21 protein-coding genes, 1 tRNA gene and 1 pseudogene are annotated in these 24016 nt (G+C 44.8%); 7 read left to right on the top strand and 16 right to left on the bottom strand.

The features are described from left to right. Positions 1-46: 46 nt before the first annotated feature. Positions 47-1135, bottom strand: a complete 1089-nt coding sequence (locus tag GUY17_RS09455; protein ID WP_162022973.1) for an alkene reductase — start codon at positions 1133-1135, stop codon at positions 47-49. 353 nt (positions 1136-1488) lie between these two features. Here GUY17_RS09455 and GUY17_RS09450 point away from each other — a divergent pair, with 353 nt between their 5' ends. Beyond that, positions 1489-2055 (top strand): hypothetical protein, encoded by a 567-nt coding sequence (locus GUY17_RS09450; RefSeq protein ID WP_162022972.1) that lies wholly within the window; start codon positions 1489-1491, stop codon positions 2053-2055. Between the two features lie 516 nt (positions 2056-2571). On the opposite strand, the gene GUY17_RS09445 is transcribed toward GUY17_RS09450, so the two are convergent. The 12 genes and pseudogenes from GUY17_RS09445 to GUY17_RS09390 all read right to left on the bottom strand — a co-directional run bounded on the left by GUY17_RS09445 (position 2572) and on the right by GUY17_RS09390 (position 16907). Further along, positions 2572-3924, bottom strand: a complete 1353-nt coding sequence (locus tag GUY17_RS09445; protein WP_101088474.1) for a DUF2254 domain-containing protein — start codon at positions 3922-3924, stop codon at positions 2572-2574. A 50-nt stretch (positions 3925-3974) separates the two neighbouring features. Then, positions 3975-4229, bottom strand: coding sequence for a GlsB/YeaQ/YmgE family stress response membrane protein (locus GUY17_RS09440; protein WP_123777473.1), 255 nt, complete (start codon positions 4227-4229; stop codon positions 3975-3977). A gap of 55 nt (positions 4230-4284) precedes the next feature. After that, a complete protein-coding gene (locus GUY17_RS09435; RefSeq protein WP_162022971.1) occupies positions 4285-4572 on the bottom strand; it encodes a coiled coil domain-containing protein in 288 nt (95 codons plus the stop codon). 109 nt (positions 4573-4681) lie between these two features. Beyond that, the gene (locus GUY17_RS09430; RefSeq protein WP_162022970.1) at positions 4682-6325 is read right to left on the bottom strand and encodes an FAD-dependent oxidoreductase; all 1644 of its coding nucleotides are present in this window, start codon (positions 6323-6325) and stop codon (positions 4682-4684) included. Positions 6326-6429: 104 nt separating this feature from the next. Continuing rightward, positions 6430-7779: an APC family permease gene (locus tag GUY17_RS09425; protein WP_162022969.1), complete on the bottom strand. Its 1350-nt coding sequence runs from the start codon at positions 7777-7779 to the stop codon at positions 6430-6432. 45 nt (positions 7780-7824) lie between these two features. Then, the gene (locus GUY17_RS09420) at positions 7825-7971 is read right to left on the bottom strand and encodes a PRC-barrel domain-containing protein (RefSeq protein WP_254439893.1); all 147 of its coding nucleotides are present in this window, start codon (positions 7969-7971) and stop codon (positions 7825-7827) included. A gap of 383 nt (positions 7972-8354) precedes the next feature. Continuing rightward, positions 8355-8789 carry an OsmC family peroxiredoxin gene (locus GUY17_RS09415; protein WP_123777477.1) on the bottom strand — a complete coding sequence of 145 codons (435 nt, stop codon included), beginning with the start codon at positions 8787-8789 and terminating at the stop codon, positions 8355-8357. Between the two features lie 354 nt (positions 8790-9143). Then, a complete protein-coding gene (locus tag GUY17_RS09410) occupies positions 9144-9803 on the bottom strand; it encodes a DsbA family protein (RefSeq protein WP_162022968.1) in 660 nt (219 codons plus the stop codon). Positions 9804-10819: 1016 nt separating this feature from the next. Further along, positions 10820-13378 carry an excinuclease ABC subunit UvrA gene (locus tag GUY17_RS09405; RefSeq protein ID WP_162022967.1) on the bottom strand — a complete coding sequence of 853 codons (2559 nt, stop codon included), beginning with the start codon at positions 13376-13378 and terminating at the stop codon, positions 10820-10822. A gap of 460 nt (positions 13379-13838) precedes the next feature. After that, positions 13839-13998 (bottom strand): annotated as a pseudogene (locus GUY17_RS09400) (transposase); the annotation flags it as partial. Between the two features lie 146 nt (positions 13999-14144). Next, on the bottom strand, positions 14145-16511 hold the full coding sequence (locus GUY17_RS09395) for an ankyrin repeat domain-containing protein (protein WP_162022966.1): 2367 nt from the start codon (positions 16509-16511) through the stop codon (positions 14145-14147). 306 nt (positions 16512-16817) lie between these two features. Beyond that, positions 16818-16907: transfer RNA gene (locus GUY17_RS09390), tRNA-Ser, on the bottom strand. Between the two features lie 339 nt (positions 16908-17246). On the opposite strand from GUY17_RS09390, the gene punR reads away from it, so the two are divergent. From punR to GUY17_RS09360, 6 genes are all read left to right on the top strand, one after another. Then, positions 17247-18149 (top strand): DNA-binding transcriptional activator PunR, encoded by a 903-nt coding sequence (gene punR, locus GUY17_RS09385; RefSeq protein ID WP_059746694.1) that lies wholly within the window; start codon positions 17247-17249, stop codon positions 18147-18149. Positions 18150-18366: 217 nt separating this feature from the next. After that, on the top strand, positions 18367-19026 hold the full coding sequence (locus GUY17_RS09380; RefSeq protein WP_101087639.1) for a Bax inhibitor-1/YccA family protein: 660 nt from the start codon (positions 18367-18369) through the stop codon (positions 19024-19026). 65 nt (positions 19027-19091) lie between these two features. After that, on the top strand, positions 19092-19481 hold the full coding sequence (gene tusD / locus GUY17_RS09375) for a sulfurtransferase complex subunit TusD (RefSeq protein WP_162022965.1): 390 nt from the start codon (positions 19092-19094) through the stop codon (positions 19479-19481). 19 nt (positions 19482-19500) lie between these two features. Next, on the top strand, positions 19501-19857 hold the full coding sequence (tusC, locus tag GUY17_RS09370) for a sulfurtransferase complex subunit TusC (protein WP_162022964.1): 357 nt from the start codon (positions 19501-19503) through the stop codon (positions 19855-19857). Continuing rightward, a complete protein-coding gene (tusB, locus tag GUY17_RS09365; protein WP_162022963.1) occupies positions 19854-20162 on the top strand; it encodes a sulfurtransferase complex subunit TusB in 309 nt (102 codons plus the stop codon). Before tusC ends, tusB begins: the two co-directional genes overlap by 4 nt. Next, positions 20156-20494 carry a TusE/DsrC/DsvC family sulfur relay protein gene (locus GUY17_RS09360; protein ID WP_101087635.1) on the top strand — a complete coding sequence of 113 codons (339 nt, stop codon included), beginning with the start codon at positions 20156-20158 and terminating at the stop codon, positions 20492-20494. Before tusB ends, GUY17_RS09360 begins: the two co-directional genes overlap by 7 nt. Positions 20495-21005: 511 nt before the next feature. Here GUY17_RS09360 and serS read toward each other — a convergent pair. Genes serS through GUY17_RS09345 form a run of 3 tightly spaced genes read right to left on the bottom strand, consistent with a single transcriptional unit; the run spans position 21006 to position 24009 of the window. After that, positions 21006-22292, bottom strand: coding sequence for a serine--tRNA ligase (gene serS / locus GUY17_RS09355; RefSeq protein WP_101087634.1), 1287 nt, complete (start codon positions 22290-22292; stop codon positions 21006-21008). Between the two features lie 18 nt (positions 22293-22310). Next, a complete protein-coding gene (gene crcB / locus GUY17_RS09350; protein ID WP_101087633.1) occupies positions 22311-22685 on the bottom strand; it encodes a fluoride efflux transporter CrcB in 375 nt (124 codons plus the stop codon). Beyond that, positions 22678-24009, bottom strand: coding sequence for a replication-associated recombination protein A (locus GUY17_RS09345; RefSeq protein WP_162022962.1), 1332 nt, complete (start codon positions 24007-24009; stop codon positions 22678-22680). Before GUY17_RS09345 ends, crcB begins: the two co-directional genes overlap by 8 nt. Positions 24010-24016 lie beyond the last annotated feature (7 nt).

The raw sequence follows: 24016 nt of genomic DNA, 5'->3' as shown, positions 1-24016 counted from the left end.
CGCAAGCTTCTACTGAATTGTGCTACCTCGGCGATAACTTTTGGCGTTAACGCTCTGGAGAAGTCGCGAGAGTTGGATAGTCGGTATAACCCTTGGCGCCAGGTACATAAAAAGTCGCTTCGTCTGGCGTGTTGAGCGTTGCATCTTGGCGCATCCGAGCGACGAGATCAGGGTTAGCCAAAAACGGACGGCCAAAGGCTACCAGGTCGCCATGTTTATCGCGTAACGCCTGTTCAGCGCTTTGATGATCAAACCCTCCAGACAGAATGAACAGACCATCGAAACCAGCGCGCAGCTTAAGCTTAAAGTCGGCGGGTACCGTTGGTGCCCCCATGGATGAATGATCAACCAAGTGGATGTAGAGAAGCCCCTGTGAGGAAAGTGCCTTAGTCAATGCTAGGTACTGCGTCTCTATGTCGGGGAATGCGCCGGTGCCATTGAACACACCGTAAGGAGAGAGCCGGATACCAACCCGATCGCTGCCGATGGCTGCCACTGTCGCACGCACAATCTCCAGCGCGAGTCGGTTGCGGCCTTCAATGCTGCCGCCGTAACCGTCAGTGCGTAGGTTGATCAGCGGATTCAAAAACTGCTCGATTAAGTAGCCGTTGGCGCCGTGTATTTCGACACCGTCGAAACCTGCCTCCAGCGCGAGCTTCGCTGACGTCACATACTCATTTATCACATGAGCGATGTCGGCCTCGGTCATTTTGCGGGGCGTACTGTGGGGCTGCATGCCTAGGGTGTCGGTATACATCTCGCCGGGACATGCCGCGGCATCTGGCCCGAGTATTTCGGCACCTGTTGGCAAGTTGTCGACATGCGCGACTCGACCGCAGTGCATCAACTGTAAGAAGATTTTACCGCCTTTGGCGTGTACCGCTGATGTGCTTGCCTTCCATTCATTCATCTGCGTGCTATCGAAAAGACCGGGGATGCGTGGGTAGCCCAGTCCGTTGGGGCTGGGCGAAGTGCCCTCGGTAATAATCAGTCCAGCCGTCGCACGTTGGCCGTAGTACGTTGCCATCAGCGCGTTAGGCGTGTGCTCAGGCGTAGCCCGACTGCGTGTTAACGGCGCCATTACCATGCGATTGGATAGCTGCAGCGAGCGGTTAGAAAACGTTTCGAAAAGCATAAGCTAGATATCCTGTTATATATGATGAGGATGAATCCTGCCGAACCCGAGGAAAAGATCATTGCGGCAAGTCCTGAGAACTACAGCTTGCGCGCTGGCATTTAGCTGGTCTGTTCGTTAGAACACATACCCACAAATGACGCCTGCAGATCTAATAGGGTCATTGGCTGGCAGAAAGTTCGCTAGCGAACAGATGAAATGTCGTCAATCGCATATTGTATGTGTGATGCTTACTCGTCAGACATGAGAGCCAAGATGATTTATGAAGGAGTTTCACTGAATGCTGCGACTTCTGTATTTGGATCTGGCTTGGCCTGCTTGTTCGCACCCCTACTACTGAGCGGAGGAATACTATGCTAACCAGACCAATGATACCGACAACACTTTGGGGCTCAACATCCCGACGCGTTACTGAACTGACCCTACTTGCGATACTAACCCTATGTGGACCGTCTGCTATCGCAGGCGATGGACCATGGCCGTCATTTACAGCGACGGCGCTTAGCGGCGAAAAAGTTGACAGTAACAAACTGATAGGTCAACCGACACTGCTCATACTTACGCCGTCTCGCAATGCCGCAATATCCACTCGGGAGTGGGTTAACACATTGCGCTCAGAGATTGATCATAGTAAATATCGGGTTCGCGACGTACTGGCTGTCAATTTACCCTTCTTTATGTCGGAAGAAGATGTCATTGGCCGAGCCAAAGAACAAGTGCCGCAGCGCTATCACGATCAAACCTGGATTCTCAACTCACAGATCATGGAAAGCGCGTTGGGTGTGCCCTCCGATAGCGAAGAGGCGGTCATTGTTGTTTTGGATAAGAACGGTAATCTGATATCGCAGGTTCATGGTAAAGTCACGGCGGCGCGGATGAGTGAGATCACCAATGCCTTGCAGAGCCTGACTAGTGACTAACCGCCTCCGTCGCCGTCCATTATCACTGTAATATCGCTTTGCCAATATCATATTGGTCGGGCTTTTATGTATCGTTATCGAGTTTTGAAAGAATGTTTTGCGATTGCGGATAGCAAAATTATACGAGTTATAGTGAACGATGAGATTGTAAATAGAGTACATTGAATGTACACCCAGGAAAGCTAGCGAATTGGTCAACCAAAAAATGAATCTTGTATGCTAGGGTCTGTTGATCTTTGCTGGTTAAATTTTGTTCGAGATAAAAGCGTTTTAATCGAGGCGAGTGGATTGCTGCCTAGCAATCTAAGCACTACTCGCTTAATGAAGATTTTCTCAACAAAGAGTAAAACGTTTTTAGCCGAACCCTTCGGGCAGCGTTTTTTGCTCATTTTTACTGCGTTATCGACTTTTTATGTAGAATAAAAAGTCTCTGCCTTGTACAAATGAGCAACAATTCGCTGCAAAACCAACCTTGAAAGATCAACAGCCCCTAGTATCCGTCTAATTTACATAAAACTAATCTTTCCCAACTAATGCGCTCAATGCAAACTGACCGTCCAACGATTCACGCACCTTGGACAGTCGCATTTCGAGCCGCGCGCGATCATAACTGGATTCAAAGCAGCGAGCGGTCAACTCTGCAATCAACTGCAACTGTTGGTCAAGTGCTCTCAAGCGGCTCGGACAGATCGTTAAACTTCCGATGGTCTCGAAGGCACCGAGCATGCGTACCAGTATCGCAAGATTCTTTTCAGCGCTACTTCGAATCTGGTCGAAAGCATCGGCCAATAGACTATCAAAGCTCGGAACCATCGCCACCATTCGCAGAGTGTCTCCCTCATAATGGTACAATGGCGGAAATTGTCGACTGGCCAATCGAGCCATAATCGAGGTGAGATAATCCACGCACATCACTGCCGTTGAAGTGTCGTTAACCCCGGGGGACAGCGCTTTTATGGCCATATCCACAATCTGTCGAATACCGAAAGTAGGATCCTGATCCACTGTGCGATGGCTACCAATACTGTAAGCTGTATTCAAAGCATCAATGAGTTTCTGCTCTGGCGGGTAAGTAAGAGCTAGCGACACCAGAGCCGTATCTTGGACAATGAACGAGCCGATGCCTTGCTCCATACGCACTATGGTTCTGTTGTCACTCGCCAAGCAAATTAATGTATTGTTGTTCACGCCTAAAACGTAACCACTGCGAGCTGCCGGCACGGGATACCAGACCCGCTCATCCAGAGACTTTAGTATCGGGTGTCGCATTTCATCTTCATCAAGTTCCTCATCCGGTTTTATCGGCAGCAACTTATCTATGGCAGCATTGGTTTCCTGAGCGACCGAAGCAATGATGCTTGATGCCTGGATAGACAAGGCAATATGATGAATAAAATAGATAAGGACCCCCACACCACCAAGCGACATCACAAAGGCAAAAAACACCGCAAGACTGGGCACAAATTCATCACCACCACCACTGCCACGAATGGTGCGTAAGACTATAAGACAATAAGCGAAAATGCTCGCAAAAACCCCCAGTGTTGCTTGCGTGACACTGTTACGCATGAAGTTCCTCAAAATGCGAGAGGTGTACTGGCCCGACGCAAGCACTAGGGCCAGCAGTGTCATGGAGAAGGTGATCCCCATTACAGTCATCATCGAACCAGCCAAGGTGGACAACATCTGGCGAGCGCCTTCTGCACCGACCCCAAACAGTCGTGGCCACTGAATTAGCCATTGGTTTAAACCGGCAGACTCTACTTCGATCAACACAACCGCTAAGGTCATACTGACAGCGACCATCAGTGAAGGCATGAACCAAAAGCTCGATTGCAGATTCCCCCAAAACTGTCTTAACTTAATCATGTGGCCACTCCTAATTTGAATTTTCAACATGTATCGTCGTGTTTAAGGAACTAGGCTTTCTTCTTAACCAAACTAATTATGAATAACAAAATAACAGCGCCTATAGTAGCCATAATGATAGAGCCTAATAAACCGCCTGTTGATATGCCGAGTAAGCTAAATATAAAACCACCTACTACAGCACCAACAACTCCTACAATAATATTGCCTATGACACCAAATCCTCCGCCCTTTATTATGTTGCCTGCAAGCCACCCTGCCAAAGCGCCTATTCCCAAAAATATGAGTAAACTAATAATGTCCATGTTGCACTCCTGTGCTAATTTATAGTGCGCCTATTTAGCGCAATGACCATGCTGTTTATTTGAATCTGGAGGTAGCCGACTTCAGCGAATTGCCAAGCGAGTTCCACGCACCATCCATACCTGCTTTGAGCTCCTCCCATGCACCGTCACTCGATTCCTTAAGTTCGGTAAGTTTGCTGTTGGCCGATTTTTGCATCGTTCGCAGTTCCTCGATTTGTTTGTAGTACTCAATTTGTGCATCGGCCTCCGCGTGATCAGCTTTGGCCTTGAGCTTATCGATCTCTGCGCTCCACTGGTCTAATTGTGCCTGTAGTTTTTTTTGGTAAGCTTCTTTCTTGTTCATGGTTAAACTCCTTTGTCGTTGTGAGACCTATTAGGGCCGATATTGATGTTATGGCACTTTTAATGTCGCTCATCCCTTCTGGATAGCGCTAAGATCAATCAAGATATGATCAGATCAAAAACCACAAAATCAGCAATAAAACGATACATAAAACCACAGAATCTAGAAGCTGCGGTGCTTTAATTAGATACAAGATGTCATCGATTTTCGATAACAATTTAATCCATCTGGGTCGATATTGATCCAATACGTTAACTCGTTTATCTATCGCTTTGGCCGCTCTTCTGCCACTTTCAACAGCACCTTCAATACTCCAGACTTGAGCCTGAGTCTTAGTGTGCGCTCCAGCCAAGAATAGATTAAACACTGGTGTTTTTTGAGATGGCATAAATGCTTGAGTGTTGGTGGTGTTTACCCACTTTGGCTGTAGCGGCGTTATTCCATCACGGGAAAAGTGCCATTCATGCCACACTTCAACTTTTTCAATTGTAAAAGCTTTCAACTCTTTGCCGTCATTCGCTTGTTTAATCAATTGATTTAGTGCACCGCAACTCAAGATTTGAGCCTTCACTTCTTCGATAAATTCTTCTTTGGTGCAGAGATTGACGGGCTTATGGAATATCCTCCCAGGGAAGCCGCCAATACAAGACGTGCCAGTCCAAAGAGATTTGATGTTTTGCCCCAAATCCACATCCTTGTCCCAAACTTGTTCTTCGGCGAACACGGTCAAATTAAATTCTGAATCACTGATCACCGCTGCAGTCCGCTTTCGAGGAAGTTTGATTTCGTCTGAAAATGCTAACCGAAAAGAGACTTGAGTGTGTGGGCCGTCTTGAACAAGCGGTGTAAACAATTTTAATTCTTCTTGCCGCTCAAGCGCGGGAGTTTTACTTAAAATATCAACCATCAAGTAAGGATTGATGGCCACAACATAAATATCGCCTTTGATCTCCTCATCACCAACAAAAGCGGAGACTATTTTGCTGCCGTCGAACACTAATTTGGTGAGCGGTTTCTGCCAATAGAATTTCACGCCCTTGTGTTCAAGGTATTTAACCCAGGGATTGAACCAGTATTCACTACTGGGCCCTTTTAGGAGTAGCCAACCGTCTCCGGCACCTTGCTGCCATGCGGGTCCATCTTGATCAGATTTATGCTGGTGCGCGGGCTTTGTCGTAAATTGCTTTCTAAAAAAATCCCCTGCGGTGTGCAGTGACACGTTGGACCAATCAGAGCCAATCCAAGGACCGAAACAAGAACGCCACGCGTTATAACTTTGCACGCTAAGCATAGGTTTCCAAGCTTGAGCCGCATTCACCTTGGCATATACCACATGGCTTCGATGATTTGAGGTCCAAGTCTTTAACATTAAATAGCACGCTCTGGTAAACTCCCAATTGCTCATGCCAAACATCTTGTTAATACTTTTAAATCCCTCATCGTAAAATTGCGCCTGACCAGCATCAGGGAATATGCCAAAATCAATGGGCCGAGACAGGGCCAAATCATAAACGCTGCCCTCTTCATTGAATGGAATTTTTTTCATCAAATCAAAAACATTATGGTACCAAGGTCCCATGCCATGCCAAGAATACTCGGTCGGTATATTGTCGTGACTAAGGCGTGAACTTCTAAAGAATCCCCCCGGCTCATCAGCCGTTTCATAAACTGAAACAAGATACCCCAGTTCGGCCAGCTCATGTGCGGCGCTTAATCCGGCAATGCCAGCCCCAAATATAACGACAGATTTCATTATTTATCTCCATGATTGAAGTTCGTCCTAGGGAGTGAGCCCCTACACAGCTGCATTCAGGCTGTCTCGGGCAGTTAGCACTAGAAGGTAGTATTGGGTTATTTTCATCCGTGGTTGTGGTTTTTTGGCTCGATAGGGTTATGTCGTAAAAATAGGATCTCAACAAGCAGAATAACCAACATGACAACACCAGCGACACCTAACACCAATGGATCGCTGTTTATCTTGATCCAGACAAAACCGGCTAGAACGATCAAGTCAAGGATAATCGCGACCATAGGGAATGCGCGTTTAGCACCGACTTCGTCTCGCAGGTGACGTAAAACACCCCAGTGGATCGCCATGTCCATAATCAAATAAAAGATGATACCCATGGCCGCAATCCGCGTCAGGTCAAAAAATATGGTCAACAGCAAACCTAAAATGACGGTATAAACCAGGGTGTGCTTTTGGATGCTACCGGGCATGCCAAAATGGCTGTGGGGAACGAGTTTCATATCAGTCAGCATTGCCAACATCCGCGAAACCGCAAATATACTGGCAATAACACCGCCTGCTGTTGCTATCATGGCCAAAACAACCGTAAACCAGACCGCGTATTCGCCCAGTGCAGGCTTTGCGGCTGCAGCCAACGAGTAATTTCTTGTTTCGATGATTTGCGCTAGTGATAAGTTACTTGCGACGCCAAAACCGACGAGCGTATAAATTACCACACAAAGACCGATGGAGATCATGATAGCTCGGCCCACATTTCTGTGAGGGTCAGTAAGCTCTGAACCACTATTGGTAATGGTGGTAAAACCCTTAAAGGCCAAAATACCCAGCGCGGTTGCACCAATAAAACCAGCTATTGTTGCACCAGAAGTTGAGGCGTCTGGACTGACTGTTGAGAAATCGACTTCAACCGTGCCAGCTACCATTACGCCAACGATACCGAACAAAACGATACCGCCAATCTTAATAAAGCCGAGCACCGACGCGACACCTTCGATCATCTTGTTGGCGGATAAATTGATCAGAAACGCCACCAGCAATAATCCAGCACCCAGTGTTGGCACTAACACGCTGCTATCATCGATACCAAACAGCTGTAATGTATAAGTCCCAAAGGTACGCGCCAGAAAACTCTGGGCAATCACCATAGAAAAATACATCAACAGGGAATGAAAGGCGGTTGTCACCGTGCTGCCATAGGCTTTTTTTAGGTACATGGCAATCCCACCGGCGGAAGGATAAGCATTGGACAATTTTACGTAAGAGTATGCGCTGAATAACACAACCACCGCAGCCGAAAGAAAAGCCAGCGGGAAAAGACTTCCGGTCATCTGGGCCATCTGCCCTGTCAAAGCAAATATGCCAGCACCAATCATAACGCCGGTGCCAAGCGCAACCGCACCAACTAATGTCAGACTATCTTTTTGATAATGTGACTTTTTATCTTCATGGTCATGCATACGCCCTCCGTGATTTGTCTTTTATATAAGCAACTTTTTATTCTGCTATCCTAAAGTGCCTGTTTCAACAACGAGAAAGCGAACACACCAAGTTTCATCATCGAAATAAACGTCTTTGATATGACCAATGTTGCCATCTGTAGCACTGATGACATAGTCCTCTATATTGTTAACGGTGCGTAAAATAAACACCGTCTCCTTCGAATGTTAAATGTACCAACATGAGAGCGATACAGAACTATTAAAAGGTAAAAGCGGCAACGCTGTCTGTACGCTATCAAACGTTGGTGTCATTTTCATGCGATTGACGAACCGCTCTGTGTCTATGTATCCGAGTTAGTTGCCAAATCAGGACTATTGATGAATGTGTTAACGCACGGACACCAGACCGAAAGCTATTCACCGTAGAAGAACCGTCGGCGATCTTGCCGACGGTTAGAAAAATGCTGGAACAGGATATGAATACAGTTATTAAACCTTCGTTTTAGCGTTCGGTCTGACTTTGGCGTTGCTGCCGTGTAGTTGCTGCTGTGTAGTTGCATGGCGCGGGCTGACAGCGTGTCTCAGGAGATGACCTACTTCAGTGTCGCTTGCAGGGTAATATCCTCAACACCGGCAAGAGCCTTCGATACCGGGCAGTCACACTTTGCCGCAGCCGCAATCTCCTGAAATTTCGCCTCGTCGATGCCCGCAACCTCTGCGCTCATCGTCAACGCGATACGGTCTATAACAAAACCTTCGCCTTGTTTAGCGAGACGAACGCTGGCCTTAGTGTCGATATTGGCGGTGGCAAACCCTGCCTTATCACAGGCGAATGAAAACGCCATCGTAAAACACGCGGCATGGGCTGCGGCTAGTATCTCTTCAGGGTTAGTGCCACTTCGGTCATCCTCGAAGCGACTACCGAAGCCGTAAGGATATTGCTTCAGTGCACCGGTCTCGGTACTTATTTTACCTTGGCCTTTCTTACCTTGACCTTGCCACTGGATAGTTGCTATTTTTTCAATCATGGTCTGTCTCCTAAATATCACATTTCTCAAGAAGGGTTTCATTTTTGACAGTAATGGTAATTATTCCCTTGTTATTAAAACATTTATAGTTTATCTGATTACCATAAGCCGGTTGTCACAAACAGATGTAATCTGGTCAGTTTCGGCGCTAAGGATTGGGTAAACTGAGACGACTTATACTTTCAATGTATGTCAGTCTGGACTTGACCATAGGTATTCGTCTGTGCGATATCCAACAGATGTGGCGGCTGCGAAGGCGCTAATCTGATTACGTAAAATAGCGCTGGGGCGTTGCAGAACCTCATGTTCCAATCGAAGACATGCTTCTCAACTTCACCTCTGTACACTTTCGTTTTAGCACCAACTAGCCTCATCTGTTGGATGCTTCAAAAGCTCTTCAATATTAGCAAGAATTACGCCGAAACCTATGTTGCCATACAATGTTTGACGCCCACCATCAAGGACATATGAAGGACTACCGTTAATGCCTTGACTCTTTGATTTTTGATAATCACCCATTAAAGATGCCATAGCAGAGCCATCACCAATGCTGGTATTGATGGTGTTTAGGTCTAGTCCATTGGCGTTAACTAAATCACAGAGGACTTCAAGGTTGCCAATATCCAAGCCATCAACAAAAAATGCGGTTCGAAATATTAGCGCCATATCGATACTTTTCTTTTTATCATAAGTAATCTCTACCGCTTTAAGCATCAAATGCGCATTGGCTGAAGTAGTGGGTCTAACTTGCGTCCATACTTTTGGGTTTATATAGGCATATTCAAAGTCAGATGCTGACTGTTGTATGTGCTCAGCAAAGCCAATAAACCCGCCTTTTGATTGCCATTGAGTGTTTATTTTTGTCGGTACATCACCAAAAACGTCAACGTAGTAACATTTAAGTTCGATTTTATGTCCCAATTTTTTATTAAGTTCATCAACACGTTTCTGAGCAATCCAAGCCCAGACACAAAGAATGTCAGTGTAATAATCTATGATTAAGGTTTTATCCATTTGGCATGTCACTCCTTCATCTGAGGATCTTTAATCGCACGGTACGATAACGTCAGAACTTCAAATCATGTCATCAGCCAATCTGACTGTCTGTGCGACTGCGTACATACACTTATTTACAGGCATTCCTACGCCATTGTATGTACACAAGCGTGTAGATAAACGGCGCAACTATGTCATCTATTGAGCCATACTCAATAGATGACATAGTGCTGAAAAAGGGAGTGTTTTTGTCGCGACTGTCGATAAACTTGTTAGCAAGTTCAACCAAACAAATACTACTATGTTTGTCCTTACAGGCATCAATACTCGAAGTTTTAACCGGCGTAAAACCAATGAGGTGGTAAACAGCAAACAAAGTGAGTAATGCCCTCGATGAGTGCGATGAGTGCGATGAGTGCGATGAGTGCGATGAGTGCGATGAGCAACGAAGTTAACGGGCGGAGAGCATAAAAAAGCCATTCAATGGCTTAATAAATTAACGATTTCCCTAGCGGTAAAACGCCGTTTTATTGGTGTTTTCATAGCGATATAGGCTGCCGTAATCATAATTAATAGGTTGTGCCATGTTATCGTGATGTTATTACACCCAACCGTTCATGTAGATACATACAAGCTATGGTAAATTTATACTCACCTTGCAATTTCTAGTATATTGTTGTTTTAATTAGGTAAACCCATAAAAACCTATGACAGAGAAAAACTAAAATTGAAACCAAGACATCATCTATGCGAAAGCAAATCGCACTCTAATAGCACGTGAACAGACCAATTTAAACACGTTTCCTGCGGATCTACAGTCGGTGTCTATTTTTATGTACGGATCGCCTGGGGCCGGCAAAAAAAAGCTTCAAAAACGTTTATTGACATGTTTGATGATACGGGAACTATTAGGCTGGCCCCAAATCAGCTAAGAGTCTTTTTTCAAGAGTACACAGGTGAAAATTCATGCCTATTTCAGAAAGCTGCCAGCTTTATTATTGCGCGACCCCTAGTTTGCCACGACAGGCAGTCGCTCAGGTGGTAGAGATGCACTGGGCCAAGTAGGGCGCCGTTCGGCTCGCCGGGTGGGCGGCCACAGCATGGGGCGTGCCAGCGACCACTATACCGCCTCCCTTATCACCGCCTTCAGGGCCGATATCAATAACCCAGTCGGCGGCGGCAACCACGTCCATGTCGTGTTCGACCACGATCACGGTATTGCCGGCATCGACAAGCCGGTTGAGCTGGGCGAGCAGCAATAGCACATCGGCAGGATGCAGCCCTGTTGTGGGCTCGTCGAGAATGTACAGCGTATGGCCGCGGCGTGCCCGCTGCAGCTCGGTCGCGAGCTTGATGCGTTGCGCCTCTCCTCCGGAAAGCTCGGTGGCGGGTTGGCCGAGTCGTAGGTAGCCGAGCCCCACCTCACTAAGGGTTTTAAGGCTGCGCAACGCCGAGGGTACATCGGCGAGAAACACCATTGCCGCATCCACTGTAAGCCCAAGCACCTCGGCTATATTCTTGTTACAGTATGTCACCTCGAGGGTCTCAGGGTTGTACCGCGTGCCACCGCAGTCGGGACAGGGCGAGTAACTGCCAGGTAAAAAAAGCAGACCGACCGCCACAAATCCCTCGCCAAGGCAGGTCTCGCAGCGGCCACCCGGCACGTTGAACGAGAACCGGCTAGCGCCGAACTTTCGGCTCCGAGCCTCGGGGGTCGCGGCGAATGTGGTGCGCACGGCATCGAACAGGCCTGTATAGGTGGCGAGGTTGGACCGCGGTGTGCGACCGATTGGTTTCTGGTCAACGCGCACCAGTCGATCGATCAGATCCGCGCCGTTTATCGCTTCAACCGTGGTGATGTCGACGGGTTTAGGCTCGGGTTGTTCATCCTTATCCCCGGCCACCGAGGCTGTGGATGCGTTCCCGTCACTGGGATCCAGATCAGGATGAAGGTGCAGGCCAACAGTCTCGGCAAGCACCTGGCTCACTAGAGTGGACTTGCCTGAGCCCGATACACCCGTGACCGCGGTCAGTATGCCGAGCGGAAACTCAGCGTCGAGTCCGCGTAGGTTATGGCGGGTGATACCCGTCAGGCCAAGCCAACCGAGCGGTTGTCGCAGCTCGCGTGCAGCCGGGACTGGACGCTCGCTTGCAAAGAGAAATTTTCGCGTGACCGAGGCAGGTACATCTTTGAGTCCAGCCGTAGGTCCACTGTAGAGGACCACTCCGCCCTGCTCTCCCGCATGCGGGCCGACGTCGATGACCCAGTCGGCGCGGCGTACCACGTCCATATTGTGTTCCACGATAAAAACGGAGTTACCACTAGATTTGAGCTCGTCGAGTACGGCTAGGAGCGGCTCGGCATCGGCCGGGTGCAGACCAGCGGAAGGCTCGTCGAGTACGTAGATTACGCCAAAAAGCCCAGAGCGCAGCTGGGTGGCTATGCGCAGCCGCTGCATTTCACCAGGAGAGAGCGTGGGTGTTGCGCGGCCTAGACTTAGGTATCCGAGGCCGAGATCGAGCAGCACGTCGAGGCGGCGAGTGAGATCCTTGGTGATAGTCGCACCCGGGGTATTGGCGGCCGCCGGACGGTCAAGCACGTGGCGGAGCTCGGTGAGCGACAAGCTGTTGAGCTCGGCTATGGTGCGGCCGTTAAAGGTAACGGCGAGTGCTTCGCTGCGCAGTCCGCTGCCCGCGCATATTAAGCATGGTCCAGATTCAACATATTTCAGTACACGGTTACGCACCGAAGCGCTTTTTGAATCGGCGAGCGTGTGCATCACATAACTCTGCGCGCTCCAGAACTTCCCCTTGTAAGGCCGGGGCCGTTCTCGCTCCGGCATGATGTCGACCACGGGTTGTTCCTCGGTGAACAAGATCCAATCGCGATCGGCGCGGGACAGCTGTTCCCAAGGTATGTCCACATCATGGCCGAGCGCAGTGAGGATGTCGCGCAAGTTCTTACCCTGCCACGCCCCAGGCCAAGCCGTGACGGCGCCTTCGCGAATGCTCAGTGAAGGGTCGAGCACCAGCGATGCCTCGGTGACTGTGTGCGCGGTTCCGAGTCCCTGGCATTTAGGGCAAGCGCCCATGGCGGTGTTGGGTGAAAAGGAGTCCGACTCGAGACGCAAAGCTCCATCAGGGTAAATACCTGTACGGGAATAAAGCATCCGCAGAGAATTCGAGAGAGTGGTGACTGTGCCTACACTTGAGCGTGAGTTGGGTGTACCTCGGCGCTGCTGGAGAGCGACGGCTGGCGGCAATCCAGTAATTTCGTCCACCTGAGGCGTATGGCCTTGCTGGATCAGACGCCGGGCGTACGGCGCGACGGATTCGAAGAAACGTCGCTGGGCCTCAGCGAAAATGGTGCCAAAAGCGAGCGAGGATTTGCCAGAGCCGGACACCCCTGTGAAAGCAACTATCGAGTCCCGGGGTAGATCCACGTCAACGTTCTGCAGGTTATTTTCTCGGGCGCCGCGCACGCGCACAAACCCCGCGGGTATGGAGTGCGAAACTGATGTTGGTGTTGGGGTGTGGCTACTGAAAGTGTCAACTGGCAAATCAAGGCTGCCACTATTCTTTTCTTTATTCATGCTAAAAGACCCCTTAGGTTAATTCTTGTCTAGATGTGCAGGATATGATGGGACGTGCAGAATATGATTGCTTCTACTGGCATTAATGCGCAATTCTCAGCCTATGTTGCCATTTATTTCATGGCACAATAATAACAATAATCAAGCCATAAATGGCCTAGTTTACTCAGTCAGGATGAACAGAGTTCATGGTATGTTCTTAACCAAGAGCTTAAGATCACTATCTCCATCAAAATATTCAAATTAAAATATGCCACCCATTTTTAAGGTAACACATAACGCCTTTCGTTTTTGAGTTGCCAACACCTGCTATGATTTTCTTAACGTACAGATTCAACCGAGTGATTTGAAAAATGTTTACTCAATAGCCACAAAATGACTCATTAGTTAAAACCAAGGCAACAGAAAAGCTTGATATCAATCAAGTAGAAAATAGTTTGTGGGATTCAGAAGTGATTGTTTACGCACACAACCCGCGCTGGCAATTTTACAGCGCCTTGTCGTCGTTTTCGGTCTAAATGCTCGCAGTATTCGGTTAAGGCAGGTAATACTCCGACAGCGCCTTTAAATAATGCACCAAATTCTGTGGTGATTTTAAGCCAATTATCTGCAGTTGGAATGGGTGGCCATGTCAACAAGGATGCCACCCATTTTTATAATGCGGAACCCATAAAATAGGCTCCGTTCTTAAAAAATAGTAATTCTACAACCGCAACGATACTGTGGAATGACTTCAACCTAACCCCTAAACAATATCAAACCTCAATCAAACTGCATTTATAGTCTGACACTGCAATTGACCATTGTATTTAGCATTAAAAAAACCAAATGGTGAGTTAACTTCTTCAATAACATAATCATCTAAGTCGTATGTATTAATCGTCTCTATCGAAGTATTCTTATCCAATGACTTATTGTCTATTCTATTGTAATTGAAAGTTATATTTTGGAATAATTCGTCTAGAGATGTATGATCACTTTTAGTTCGCAGTATCAATATTTTTCTATTTTGGAAGAAAAATCTTAATTGGTTGTTACCCGCCAGAACAGCACTACAAGTCTGTATTAATCCATCATCGAATTGGCTTATAATCTTATTTTTTCTAGCGGTACTTTTGGCCAACATCCAAGCATTGATATATGAGTAAATAGCTGGTTCAGCGCAATAATATTGACCGTCATACGTAATGGTATAGCCGATATCAGTATTAAGCATTTTTACTTGATGCTGTTCACAGGCTAGTCCTTGATTAAACCATGCATTAGCCACAGTTTTACTATTTTCACTATGTTTAATTAACCAGTTACTGACTGATAATGAATGACCAAATTGGTTATTTTTTAACGCGATTAATGACATATCACTGAGTACTTTCTCATTTTTAGGATTAATGCTCAATGCCTTGATTAAATACTCATAAGCATCTTGTACTTTGCCCTGTGGATAAGCCGCTATAGCCGATTTTATTTGATTTTTTTCTACTTTATTTAATTGTTGTGAACTTGGAGGCGTAAGCCACTTTTGTACAGTTAACTTACTTTCTTGGGGAATATGACTATTTATCTCAGCTGATGCTGTATCGGTATATCGATAGAACCAATCCAACGGTGTTTCTTCTGTCATTGGGTAATTATGATGGTTCTCAGCTTTCATATAAGTTGCAGCACCATTGTCTATTAATAACTTAATAAAATCAGGAGAAGCATACCTTACCGCATAATGAAGAGCCGTCATTTTGAAGGTGCTTAACGCGTAATAACAAGTATCATCAGGTATTGTGGTATTGGCGACGGTATTAGCCCCGTGTTGAATAAGCAACTTGGCGGACTCTAATAAGTTATATTGAGCCGCGTACATCAAAGGTGTTTTACCAAATGCATTACTGTGATTGGGACTTATGCCCTGTTGCAATAGATATTCTAATACTTCAGGTTGGTTTATCGCTAGGTTTAAAATACTTTCTTGTGCTTCTTGCGAATAGTAAGTTTTTGCGATGCTATCGATATCAATAGCACTAAATTCAATTGTTTTTATGGTATCTAACGATTGTTTGGTAATAATTGCATTTCTTAGATTGAACTCACCTGCGGAAAATTCAGGGTTATACATATAGAACCCAAAACCTGCACTAATTGCTGATGTTAATGCAAGCTCAGCTATTTCATCGGATTGTTGTTTATACCAATGATTCGCCTGTTGATAAAATTGCGAAAGCGATTTTATCGAGATAGCTAACTGATGTTTATAGCCATTAAATGCTTTTTGCTCAGCGACACCGGTTAATGACCACCTTTCTAAATCGGTTATCATTTTAGAATAATTACCGTGACTATTTTTACTTTCTCTACTTTCGCCCCTCATTGCCCAGGGGCGAGTTAATGTCAAACTCAGTTTATGCTTAATGGCATTTCCCCAACGCCAACGAGTATTCATTCGCCCACATGAAGAGCCACTACCTTGACTTAAAGCCAGAGTCGATTGATACAAATCATCAAAACTTTTCATCGCGCTGAAATAACTATGCTCTTTGTTGAATGGCACTACTGTTGCTGTTAAGTTTATTTCGCAAGCTGGTGCCCATGTTGCGTTTGGGCTAAGACGATAAACAAATAACTGGCCTATATCAGCGCCATAATGTCCTAAAACAAACATATACAGGATATTTGTGCCCGACTGTGCGTATGTATAACCATAGCTCATTGCGGGTGGTGCGTTTTTGGCTAGTGCTGCAATTTGCTTGGCGGTTAACTCAATGAATGATGAAGTAGACACTAGCGATTGCTGCCTCTCACACGCTCCACTGCAGCCACTATGCAAATAATTATAGAGATAGAATTCTTTACCGTAAGCATACAGGCTTGTTAAAGAGTCTCCTCCTAATATTGTCCAATCTAGTATTTCTCCCGTATTTACATAGCCATGCCCTCTAACGCCATAAGCTGCGCCCCAATCGATATCTGAGTAGAATTTTGATTGTGCATCTTCCAACAAGGATTGACATGCAGGATCATTAACTGTGATTAAACTCGGCTTATTCCAAGCTGAGGTTACTTTTACAAAGGGCGTTTTCTCAGAAGATAAAGAGTGACAAGAAAAAACAATTAAGCAGAGGGTTAATAAGCAACGTAACATTAATATCATCCATAATATTCAATACAACCAATTGGATGTCATCCTAAAGATGATAAACAGTAATAACAATATTTATTTTCAAATAGATAGCATGCGCATTGACACATAGACTTTGGGTTTTAGCTAATAAAATTAATCGTGACACCTGCAGTTAATCTGTAATTCATGATGATACTTTTTCGTCTTTGCCTTAAATCTTGCGGAGGGATAGCTTGCTTGTAATAAAGAGGAACCCGTGGGTTCAAAGTCCTATCTTTCGCCCAAATAAAAAGGCCTTATCTTTCGATAAGGCCTTTTTATTTAATGTGGCGGAGGGATAGGGATTTGAACCCTAGAACGGGATAAACCGTTGCCGGTTTTCAAGACCGGTGCATTCGACCACTCTGCCATCCCTCCGAGCGGGCGAATAATATGACAATGACTGTTTTGTGTAAAGGGTAAATTGCAAATAATTTGTTAAGTGGTGATTAAACACTCAAGTTAACTGTAATTGGTGTATCGATATGGATTATTCGCTAACAGCTAAGCCTCTATACTGAGGATGAACACAATATGTGGTTTGAAGTGTTCTTAAACGAGCTCAACGGCAGTTGAATTGTGCTAATCAACTTAAGCTGACCATTTTTGTCATTTAAAATGTGATTAAACAGCTGATAGCGGCGACTTTGCTTGATTTGATTAGGCTTAATGTTTACCTTTACTGCAAGTAATTTTGCCAATGCCAAGGATAGCGAGATGCTTTCAGAACAAGCATTCGAGATGATAGATATTGTTGCCCGTGTGGGCAGTTTTACCGCCGCAGCCAATAAATTGAATAAAGTACCGTCTGCAGTGAGTTACGCCATTAAACAGATTGAAGATGACTTAGGGGTAATATTGTTTGAGCGTCACCATCGCAGTGTCAGTTTGACGCCCGCGGGTGAGCATTTTGTGGCGCAGTCGCGCGAGATAATGACTAAATTGAACAACATTAAACGTGATACCCAGAAAGTGGCTAATGGCTGGCGCCCTTCTTTATCTATTGCGATTGACAATATGGTTCGCGCAGACAAAATCAGTGGCTTGATTGCTGATTTTTATCGCCATTTTACCGACATTGAATTGATTATTCGCTTAGAAGTTTACAATGGTGTGTGGGAAGCATTGTCGACGGGCAAAAGCGATATCGCCATAGGAGCAACCTCAAGTATTCCTGTTGGTGGTACTTTCAAGTCGCGCGATATGGGAATGATTCAGTGGTCTTTTTTAGTCGGTAAAAATCACCCGTTAGCCAAAGCAGAGCATGCGTTAACCGATGATGAATTATTACAATATCCGTCAATTTGCCTGCAAGACACGGCTCATAATATTGCCCATAGGCCAAATTGGTTGTTAAATAACCAGCGCAGAATTGTGGTACCTGATTGGATCAGAGCAATAAATTGTTTTAGAGAAGGCTTAGGCGTGGGTTACATGCCATATCATTTGGCCGATATTTTTATTAAAGCCGGCGCGCTAATAGAAAAACAACTTGCCACCCCAAAGCAAGACACAGCCTGCTGTTTAGCTTGGAATAATGCCAATATGACGCCTGCTATGCAGTGGGTATTAGATCATCTCGGCGATACCGAAAAATTAAAAAAAGAGTGGCTTAGTTAAACCACTTTTGCAAAATAAGTTTTTGTTAATAACATTACTTATACAAACGTTTATGTTAAATTAGCGACTATTAAGATGATGTTTGTTATGAATTAATTTTTGTTTAATGTACATTGCTTACGCTATACAAAAGGATTTAGCTTCAGAGTGAAATATATTTTTGTGAAAGATATTTTTCTCGTTGAGCAAATCATTGAGTTAACACCTGGAGACGATAATGAATCAACAATCAGTTATATCACCTAGTCTATCGACTACTGATGTCAACAAAATGCTAAAAAACACTTATATGCTGCTTGCAATGACATTGGCATTCTCTGCTGTTACTGCAGGTTTAGCCATGGCAATCAACATTGGTCCAATGATGTCAATAGGCTTATCGCTTGGTAGCTTAGTGTTATTATTTGTGACCCTTAAAAAAGCAGACAGTGCAGCCGCTATATTTTGGGTGTTTGCCTTTACCGGTATGCAAGGTGCGTCGCTCGGTTACATTCTTAACCATTATGCTGGTATGGCAAATGGCCCTGGCTTAATTATGCAGGCCTTAGGGTTAACCTCTATCATTTTCGTGTCGCTTTCAGCGTATGCGTTAACCACTAAGAAAGACTTCTCATTTATGCGCGGCTTCTTATTTGCGGGTTTATTAGTGATGATTGGTGCGATGGTCATTAATATATTCGTCGGTAGCTCAATATTATTTATGGCAATGAATGCAGGTATTGCGTTGCTAATGACAGGTTTCATTCTATATGACACTAGTCGTATCGTGAATGGCGGCGAAACAAACTACGTTCGTGCGACTATCTCATTGTACTTAGACTTTTTGAACTTATTCATAAGCCTGTTACATTTAATGGGTATTGGCAACGACGATTAATCGTCGATAGAGTTCATTGACAAATTACGTTAAAATGACCCTACATTAGGGTCATTTTTTTTATCATGAGCAAATTCATCATTCAAGTAAACGGCAGCGTTTATGGCTCTACAGCCAGTTTTCGCGCGTTATCATTTTGCCAAAGCGCATTAGCTAATGGCCATCAAATTATCAACGTCTTTTTCTATCAAGATGGCGTAACCAACAGTAATGCCCTCACCTGTCCTGCATCTGACGAAATTGATATGCATTCCAATTGGCAATCATTGTCATCACAACATTCAATACCGCTAACCAATTGTGTGTCTGCAGCGCTGCGTCGTGGTGTGTTATCTCCACAAGATGCAACTGAAAACGGCAAACCACAATGGAATAGCAGTGACGCCTTTACCATGGGCGGTTTAGGTGAATTAGTGGTCGGTATTGAACAAGCTGACAGGTTGATTAGCTTTTAACGTATGAGTGGAATAGACAATGAAATCACTGGCAATTATGTTTAGGCATGCACCATTGGGTACCACAAGTACCCGTGAAGGGCTGGATTTTGCCATGCTCAGTGCCAGCTTTGAACAACAAGTGAGTATTATATTTACCAATGAAGCGGTATTACATTTGCTGGCAGGCCAAACACCTGAGCAAGCAGGATCTAAAGATTATGTGTCGGCATTTAAAGCGCTTTCTCTTTACGATATTGATACCGTATTGGTGTGTGCAGAATCAATGCTCACATTAGGATTACAGCCTAATGACCTTAGTATTGCCGCGACGATGGCGACTCCAGAGGTGATTAGTCAAACCCTGCAAGCTGCTGATGAGGTGTTAGTATTTTGATATTGCATCATATCCAAACATCAGTAATGACTGACGACGCCTTAAGTACATGCTTACGCTATATTCACCCTACAGACAGTATTTTATTGTCTAGCGATGCAGTGAATTGTTTATTACAAACCCAGTGGCAACAGCGTTTAGCAAACATTGCTCTGTTTGTGCTACAAGATGATGTTGTCGCCAGGGGCTTATCGGATCGCTTAATGATTATATTAGCCAATAAAGCTGCGGGCTCTTTTGATATTATTGATTATTCACAATTTGTTGAACAATCTTTGTTACACGATAAGGTGATAACTTGGTAAACTTTTTTGAATTTAATGGCCAACAAATTGAAACCGATCATCAAGGCTATTTAAAAAATGTTAATGATTGGCAAGAACCTATGGCAATTGCGATTGCCGCTACAGAGAACATTGAGTTAACCGAGCAACACTGGGAAGTTATCCGGTTTGTGCGGGATTTTTATCTAGAGTACAAAACCAGCCCAGCTATTCGTGTGCTGGTCAAAGCTATCGGTCAACGTTTAGGTGCGGATAAAGGTAATTCTAAATATTTATATACCTTGTTTCCGATTGGCCCAGCAAAACAAGCAACAAAAATTGCAGGCTTACCCAAACCAGCAAAATGTTTATAGCTGATTCATGCTTACAAAAAAGCCCGCTCAAGATAACTTAAGCGGGCTTTTTAAATGGCTAACCTTAACTGAGGTTATTTTGGAAATATATTTTCTATCACTATAAATGCTGCTTGAGCTAGTTGAACAATTACCAACAACATAAAAAAGAAGATAACTGATAAATAGATAAGCCTACGATTATCACGCCGACTTGAACCCATTACTGGTTGTACCAACCCTTATAAATATGTGACCAACTCAAACTGAGTGACACAATTTCCAATACAACGTAAAAATAAAATATGTGCTGCGACACGGTAACGCCATTAACACGATTTACGGATTACGGGGTTACTCAACGCGCTACAACATACAGGTCTTTTAAGGCCACGAATGCCTAAAGCTCTATCTTGTACAAGACTGACAATTAACACCCTAGCCACACTAAAATGGACTGCGGCTAGGACTATATCAATTGGCCAATCATATTAGCTAACTATAATTAGCCAACTATAATTAGCGCTTAACATTAACCAATCAGACTTAAACCGCCCATGTATGGACGTAATACTTCAGGTACTGTAATGGTGCCATCTTGATTTTGATAGTTCTCAAGTACTGCTACTAACGTACGGCCAACCGCTAAACCTGAACCATTTAAGGTGTGCAATAAAGCAGGTTTGTTGTCGACTTTGCTACGGTATCTAGCTTGCATTCTTCGCGCTTGGAAATCTTTCATGTTTGAACAAGATGAAATTTCTCGGTAAGTATTTTGCGCTGGTAACCACACTTCGATATCAAAAGTTTTACTTGATCCAAAGCCCATATCACCAGTACATAACACCATAGTGCGGTACGGTAAGTTTAATAACTGTAATACTTTTTCAGCATTGGCAGTAATTTCTTCTAGTGCTTGCATTGAATTATCTGGGTGAGCAATTTGCACTAACTCAACTTTGTCAAATTGATGTTGACGGATCAAACCACGAGTATCACGACCATAAGAGCCCGCTTCACTGCGGAAACATGACGTTAACGCCGTCATTTTCATTGGCAGTTCACTTTCGTCCACTATCATATCGCGCACATAGTTAGTTAATGGCACTTCAGCAGTTGGGATAAGTGATAAACCTTGGCCTTCTTCTGTGGCCGGTTTAGTGTGGAATAAGTCTTCACCAAACTTAGGTAATTGACCTGTGCCTAATAAGCTGTCTTCGTTAACCAATAACGGTACGTATGTTTCTGTATAGCCATGTTCAGTGGTGTGTAGGTCTAACATAAACTGACCTAAGGCACGATTTAAACGGGCAATTTGACCACGCATGATAATAAAACGTGAACCGGTAATTTTAACCGCGCTTTTAAAGTCTAAACCGCCTAGTGCTTCGCCTAAATCTAAGTGATCTTTCACTTCAAAGTCGAATACCTTTGGGGTGCCCCAACGACGCACTTCAACATTGTCGTTTTCATCAGCGCCTACCGGAGCCGATTCGTCTGGCAAATTTGGCATGCTCATGGCAATGCTATTGATTTGTTGCAACAACTCAGCAAGCTCAGCTTTCTTTGCATCTAGCTGCGCACCTAAATCACCCACTTGCGCCATAATGGAACTGGTATCTTCACCGCGCGCTTTAGCTTGACCAATCGACTTAGAGATCGCGTTACGCGATGCTTGCAAGTCTTCTGTAGCAACTTGTAGCGATTTACGCTTTTCTTCAAGTTTGGTCAAATTATCGACATCAAGAATAAAGCCACGAGTGGCTAAACGCTCGGCAGTGATTTCCAGTTCATTACGCAAAAATTTTGGATCTAGCATGTTGTGAGTTCTTTTTAGTTAAACACGTGAAAATATAAGCTGTTGACCTAAATACACCATAAAGAGGCATAAGGTGACATTCAACAACACATTTAAAATAGCTTTCTGCCATAAGCCTTCTTGCAATAGCAGTAAGGTTTCATTCGAAAAAGTCGAAAACGTCGTTAATGCACCTAATAGACCAATGCCAATAAGCGCTTTAATTTCAGGGCTAATATGACTCAATTGCCCTAGCGCATAAACTACGCCCATTAAAAACGATCCCAATAGATTGACTAACAGTGTACCAAAAGGAAAACTGCTTCCAAATACCTGGATCATAAAAATTGACAGAAGATAGCGTAAAACTGCACCAATCGACCCACCTAATGCCACCAAGAACACATTAGTCATAGCGTTTGTCCTCGCTTTGTTGATCAAGTTGGTTTAATTGGGCCAATTTATCTTGAATGCGCTTTTCAAAACCTCTGTTAGTGGGTTGATAAAATTGACTGTGTTGCAGTGATTCTGGAAAGTAATTTTCGCCAGCAGCATAAGCACCAGGTTCATTATGTGCATAACGATACTCCTTACCAAAGCCGATGTCTTTCATCAGTTTGGTTGGCGCATTACGTAAATGGTTGGGCACAGGTTCGTGTCCGGTTTGTTTGGCTAACTCGCGAGCAGCACCAAATGCACTATAAACGGCATTACTTTTAGGAGCACTGGCTAAATATAATACTGCTTGCGCTATCGCTCGTTCACCTTCTGCAGGGCCAATGCGGTGATAACAATCCCAGGCATTAAGTGCAACGGTCATGGCTACTGGGTCGGCATTACCAATGTCTTCTGAGGCAATCGCTAATAAGCGGCGGGCAACATACAAAGCATCACCGCCACCTTCTAAAATACGGCAATACCAATACAAAGCGGCATCCGGCGCAGAGCCCCGCACAGACTTATGTACAGCAGAAATTAAATCGTAAAATTGATCGCCATTTTTATCGTAACCCGCAGCTTGGTGTCCGGCGACTTGCGTCAGCATCTCGGTGGTAAACGCGCCAGCATCAGCCACTAAATCGCTCATTAACTCAAGCAAGTTAAGTGCTTTACGTGCGTCACCATCACTAATGTCGGCCAATTGCTTGGCTACATCTGCAGGTAATGTTAATTGGCGTTTGCCCAAACCACGTTCAACATCAGCTAATGCTTGAGTAACAATTAAGTTTATTTCGTCAGAGCTTAGTCGATTTATAAGGTAAACACGCGCACGCGACAATAAAGCGTTATTGATTTCAAATGAGGGATTTTCGGTGGTGGCACCGATGAAAATAACCGTGCCGTCTTCAATAAAAGGTAAAAATGCATCTTGCTGACTTTTATTAAACCGATGAACTTCGTCGACAAATAATAAGGTTCGTTGACCACGACTTTGGGCAATGGCTTTAGCTTGTTCTATTGCGGCGCGAATGTCTTTTACGCCTGACGTTACCGCAGAAATACGTTCAACATGGGCATTGGCATAATGGGCAATTAACTCAGCTAAGGTGGTTTTCCCCGTACCAGGCGGGCCCCAAAGTAACATCGAGTGTGCTCGGTTTGCCTCTAGCGCCTTACGCAGAGGTTTACCTTCACCTAATAAGTGTGCCTGACCTATGTATTCACTAATCTCCCTTGGGCGCATACGAGCGGCCAAGGGGCGAAAATCTGGTGCAAAATCAAAACCTAAATTAGCCATCAAACAA

Source organism: Shewanella sp. Arc9-LZ, assembly GCF_010092445.1.
In the GTDB taxonomy this organism is placed as follows: Bacteria; Pseudomonadota; Gammaproteobacteria; order Enterobacterales; family Shewanellaceae; genus Shewanella.
This window is presented reverse-complemented; position numbering and strand designations above follow the sequence as displayed.

Coding starts and splice junctions, on each gene's coding strand:
- GUY17_RS09455 (WP_162022973.1), bottom strand. CDS start 1,135: ATGCTTTTCGAAACGTTTTCTAACCGCTCGCTGCAGCTATCCAATCGC.
- GUY17_RS09450 (WP_162022972.1), top strand. CDS start 1,489: ATGCTAACCAGACCAATGATACCGACAACACTTTGGGGCTCAACATCC.
- GUY17_RS09445 (WP_101088474.1), bottom strand. CDS start 3,924: ATGATTAAGTTAAGACAGTTTTGGGGGAATCTGCAATCGAGCTTTTGG.
- GUY17_RS09440 (WP_123777473.1), bottom strand. CDS start 4,229: ATGGACATTATTAGTTTACTCATATTTTTGGGAATAGGCGCTTTGGCA.
- GUY17_RS09435 (WP_162022971.1), bottom strand. CDS start 4,572: ATGAACAAGAAAGAAGCTTACCAAAAAAAACTACAGGCACAATTAGAC.
- GUY17_RS09430 (WP_162022970.1), bottom strand. CDS start 6,325: ATGAAATCTGTCGTTATATTTGGGGCTGGCATTGCCGGATTAAGCGCC.
- GUY17_RS09425 (WP_162022969.1), bottom strand. CDS start 7,779: ATGCATGACCATGAAGATAAAAAGTCACATTATCAAAAAGATAGTCTG.
- GUY17_RS09415 (WP_123777477.1), bottom strand. CDS start 8,789: ATGATTGAAAAAATAGCAACTATCCAGTGGCAAGGTCAAGGTAAGAAA.
- GUY17_RS09410 (WP_162022968.1), bottom strand. CDS start 9,803: ATGGATAAAACCTTAATCATAGATTATTACACTGACATTCTTTGTGTC.
- GUY17_RS09405 (WP_162022967.1), bottom strand. CDS start 13,378: ATGAATAAAGAAAAGAATAGTGGCAGCCTTGATTTGCCAGTTGACACT.
- GUY17_RS09395 (WP_162022966.1), bottom strand. CDS start 16,511: ATGTTACGTTGCTTATTAACCCTCTGCTTAATTGTTTTTTCTTGTCAC.
- punR (WP_059746694.1), top strand. CDS start 17,247: ATGCTTTCAGAACAAGCATTCGAGATGATAGATATTGTTGCCCGTGTG.
- GUY17_RS09380 (WP_101087639.1), top strand. CDS start 18,367: ATGAATCAACAATCAGTTATATCACCTAGTCTATCGACTACTGATGTC.
- tusD (WP_162022965.1), top strand. CDS start 19,092: ATGAGCAAATTCATCATTCAAGTAAACGGCAGCGTTTATGGCTCTACA.
- tusC (WP_162022964.1), top strand. CDS start 19,501: ATGAAATCACTGGCAATTATGTTTAGGCATGCACCATTGGGTACCACA.
- serS (WP_101087634.1), bottom strand. CDS start 22,292: ATGCTAGATCCAAAATTTTTGCGTAATGAACTGGAAATCACTGCCGAG.
- crcB (WP_101087633.1), bottom strand. CDS start 22,685: ATGACTAATGTGTTCTTGGTGGCATTAGGTGGGTCGATTGGTGCAGTT.
- GUY17_RS09345 (WP_162022962.1), bottom strand. CDS start 24,009: ATGGCTAATTTAGGTTTTGATTTTGCACCAGATTTTCGCCCCTTGGCC.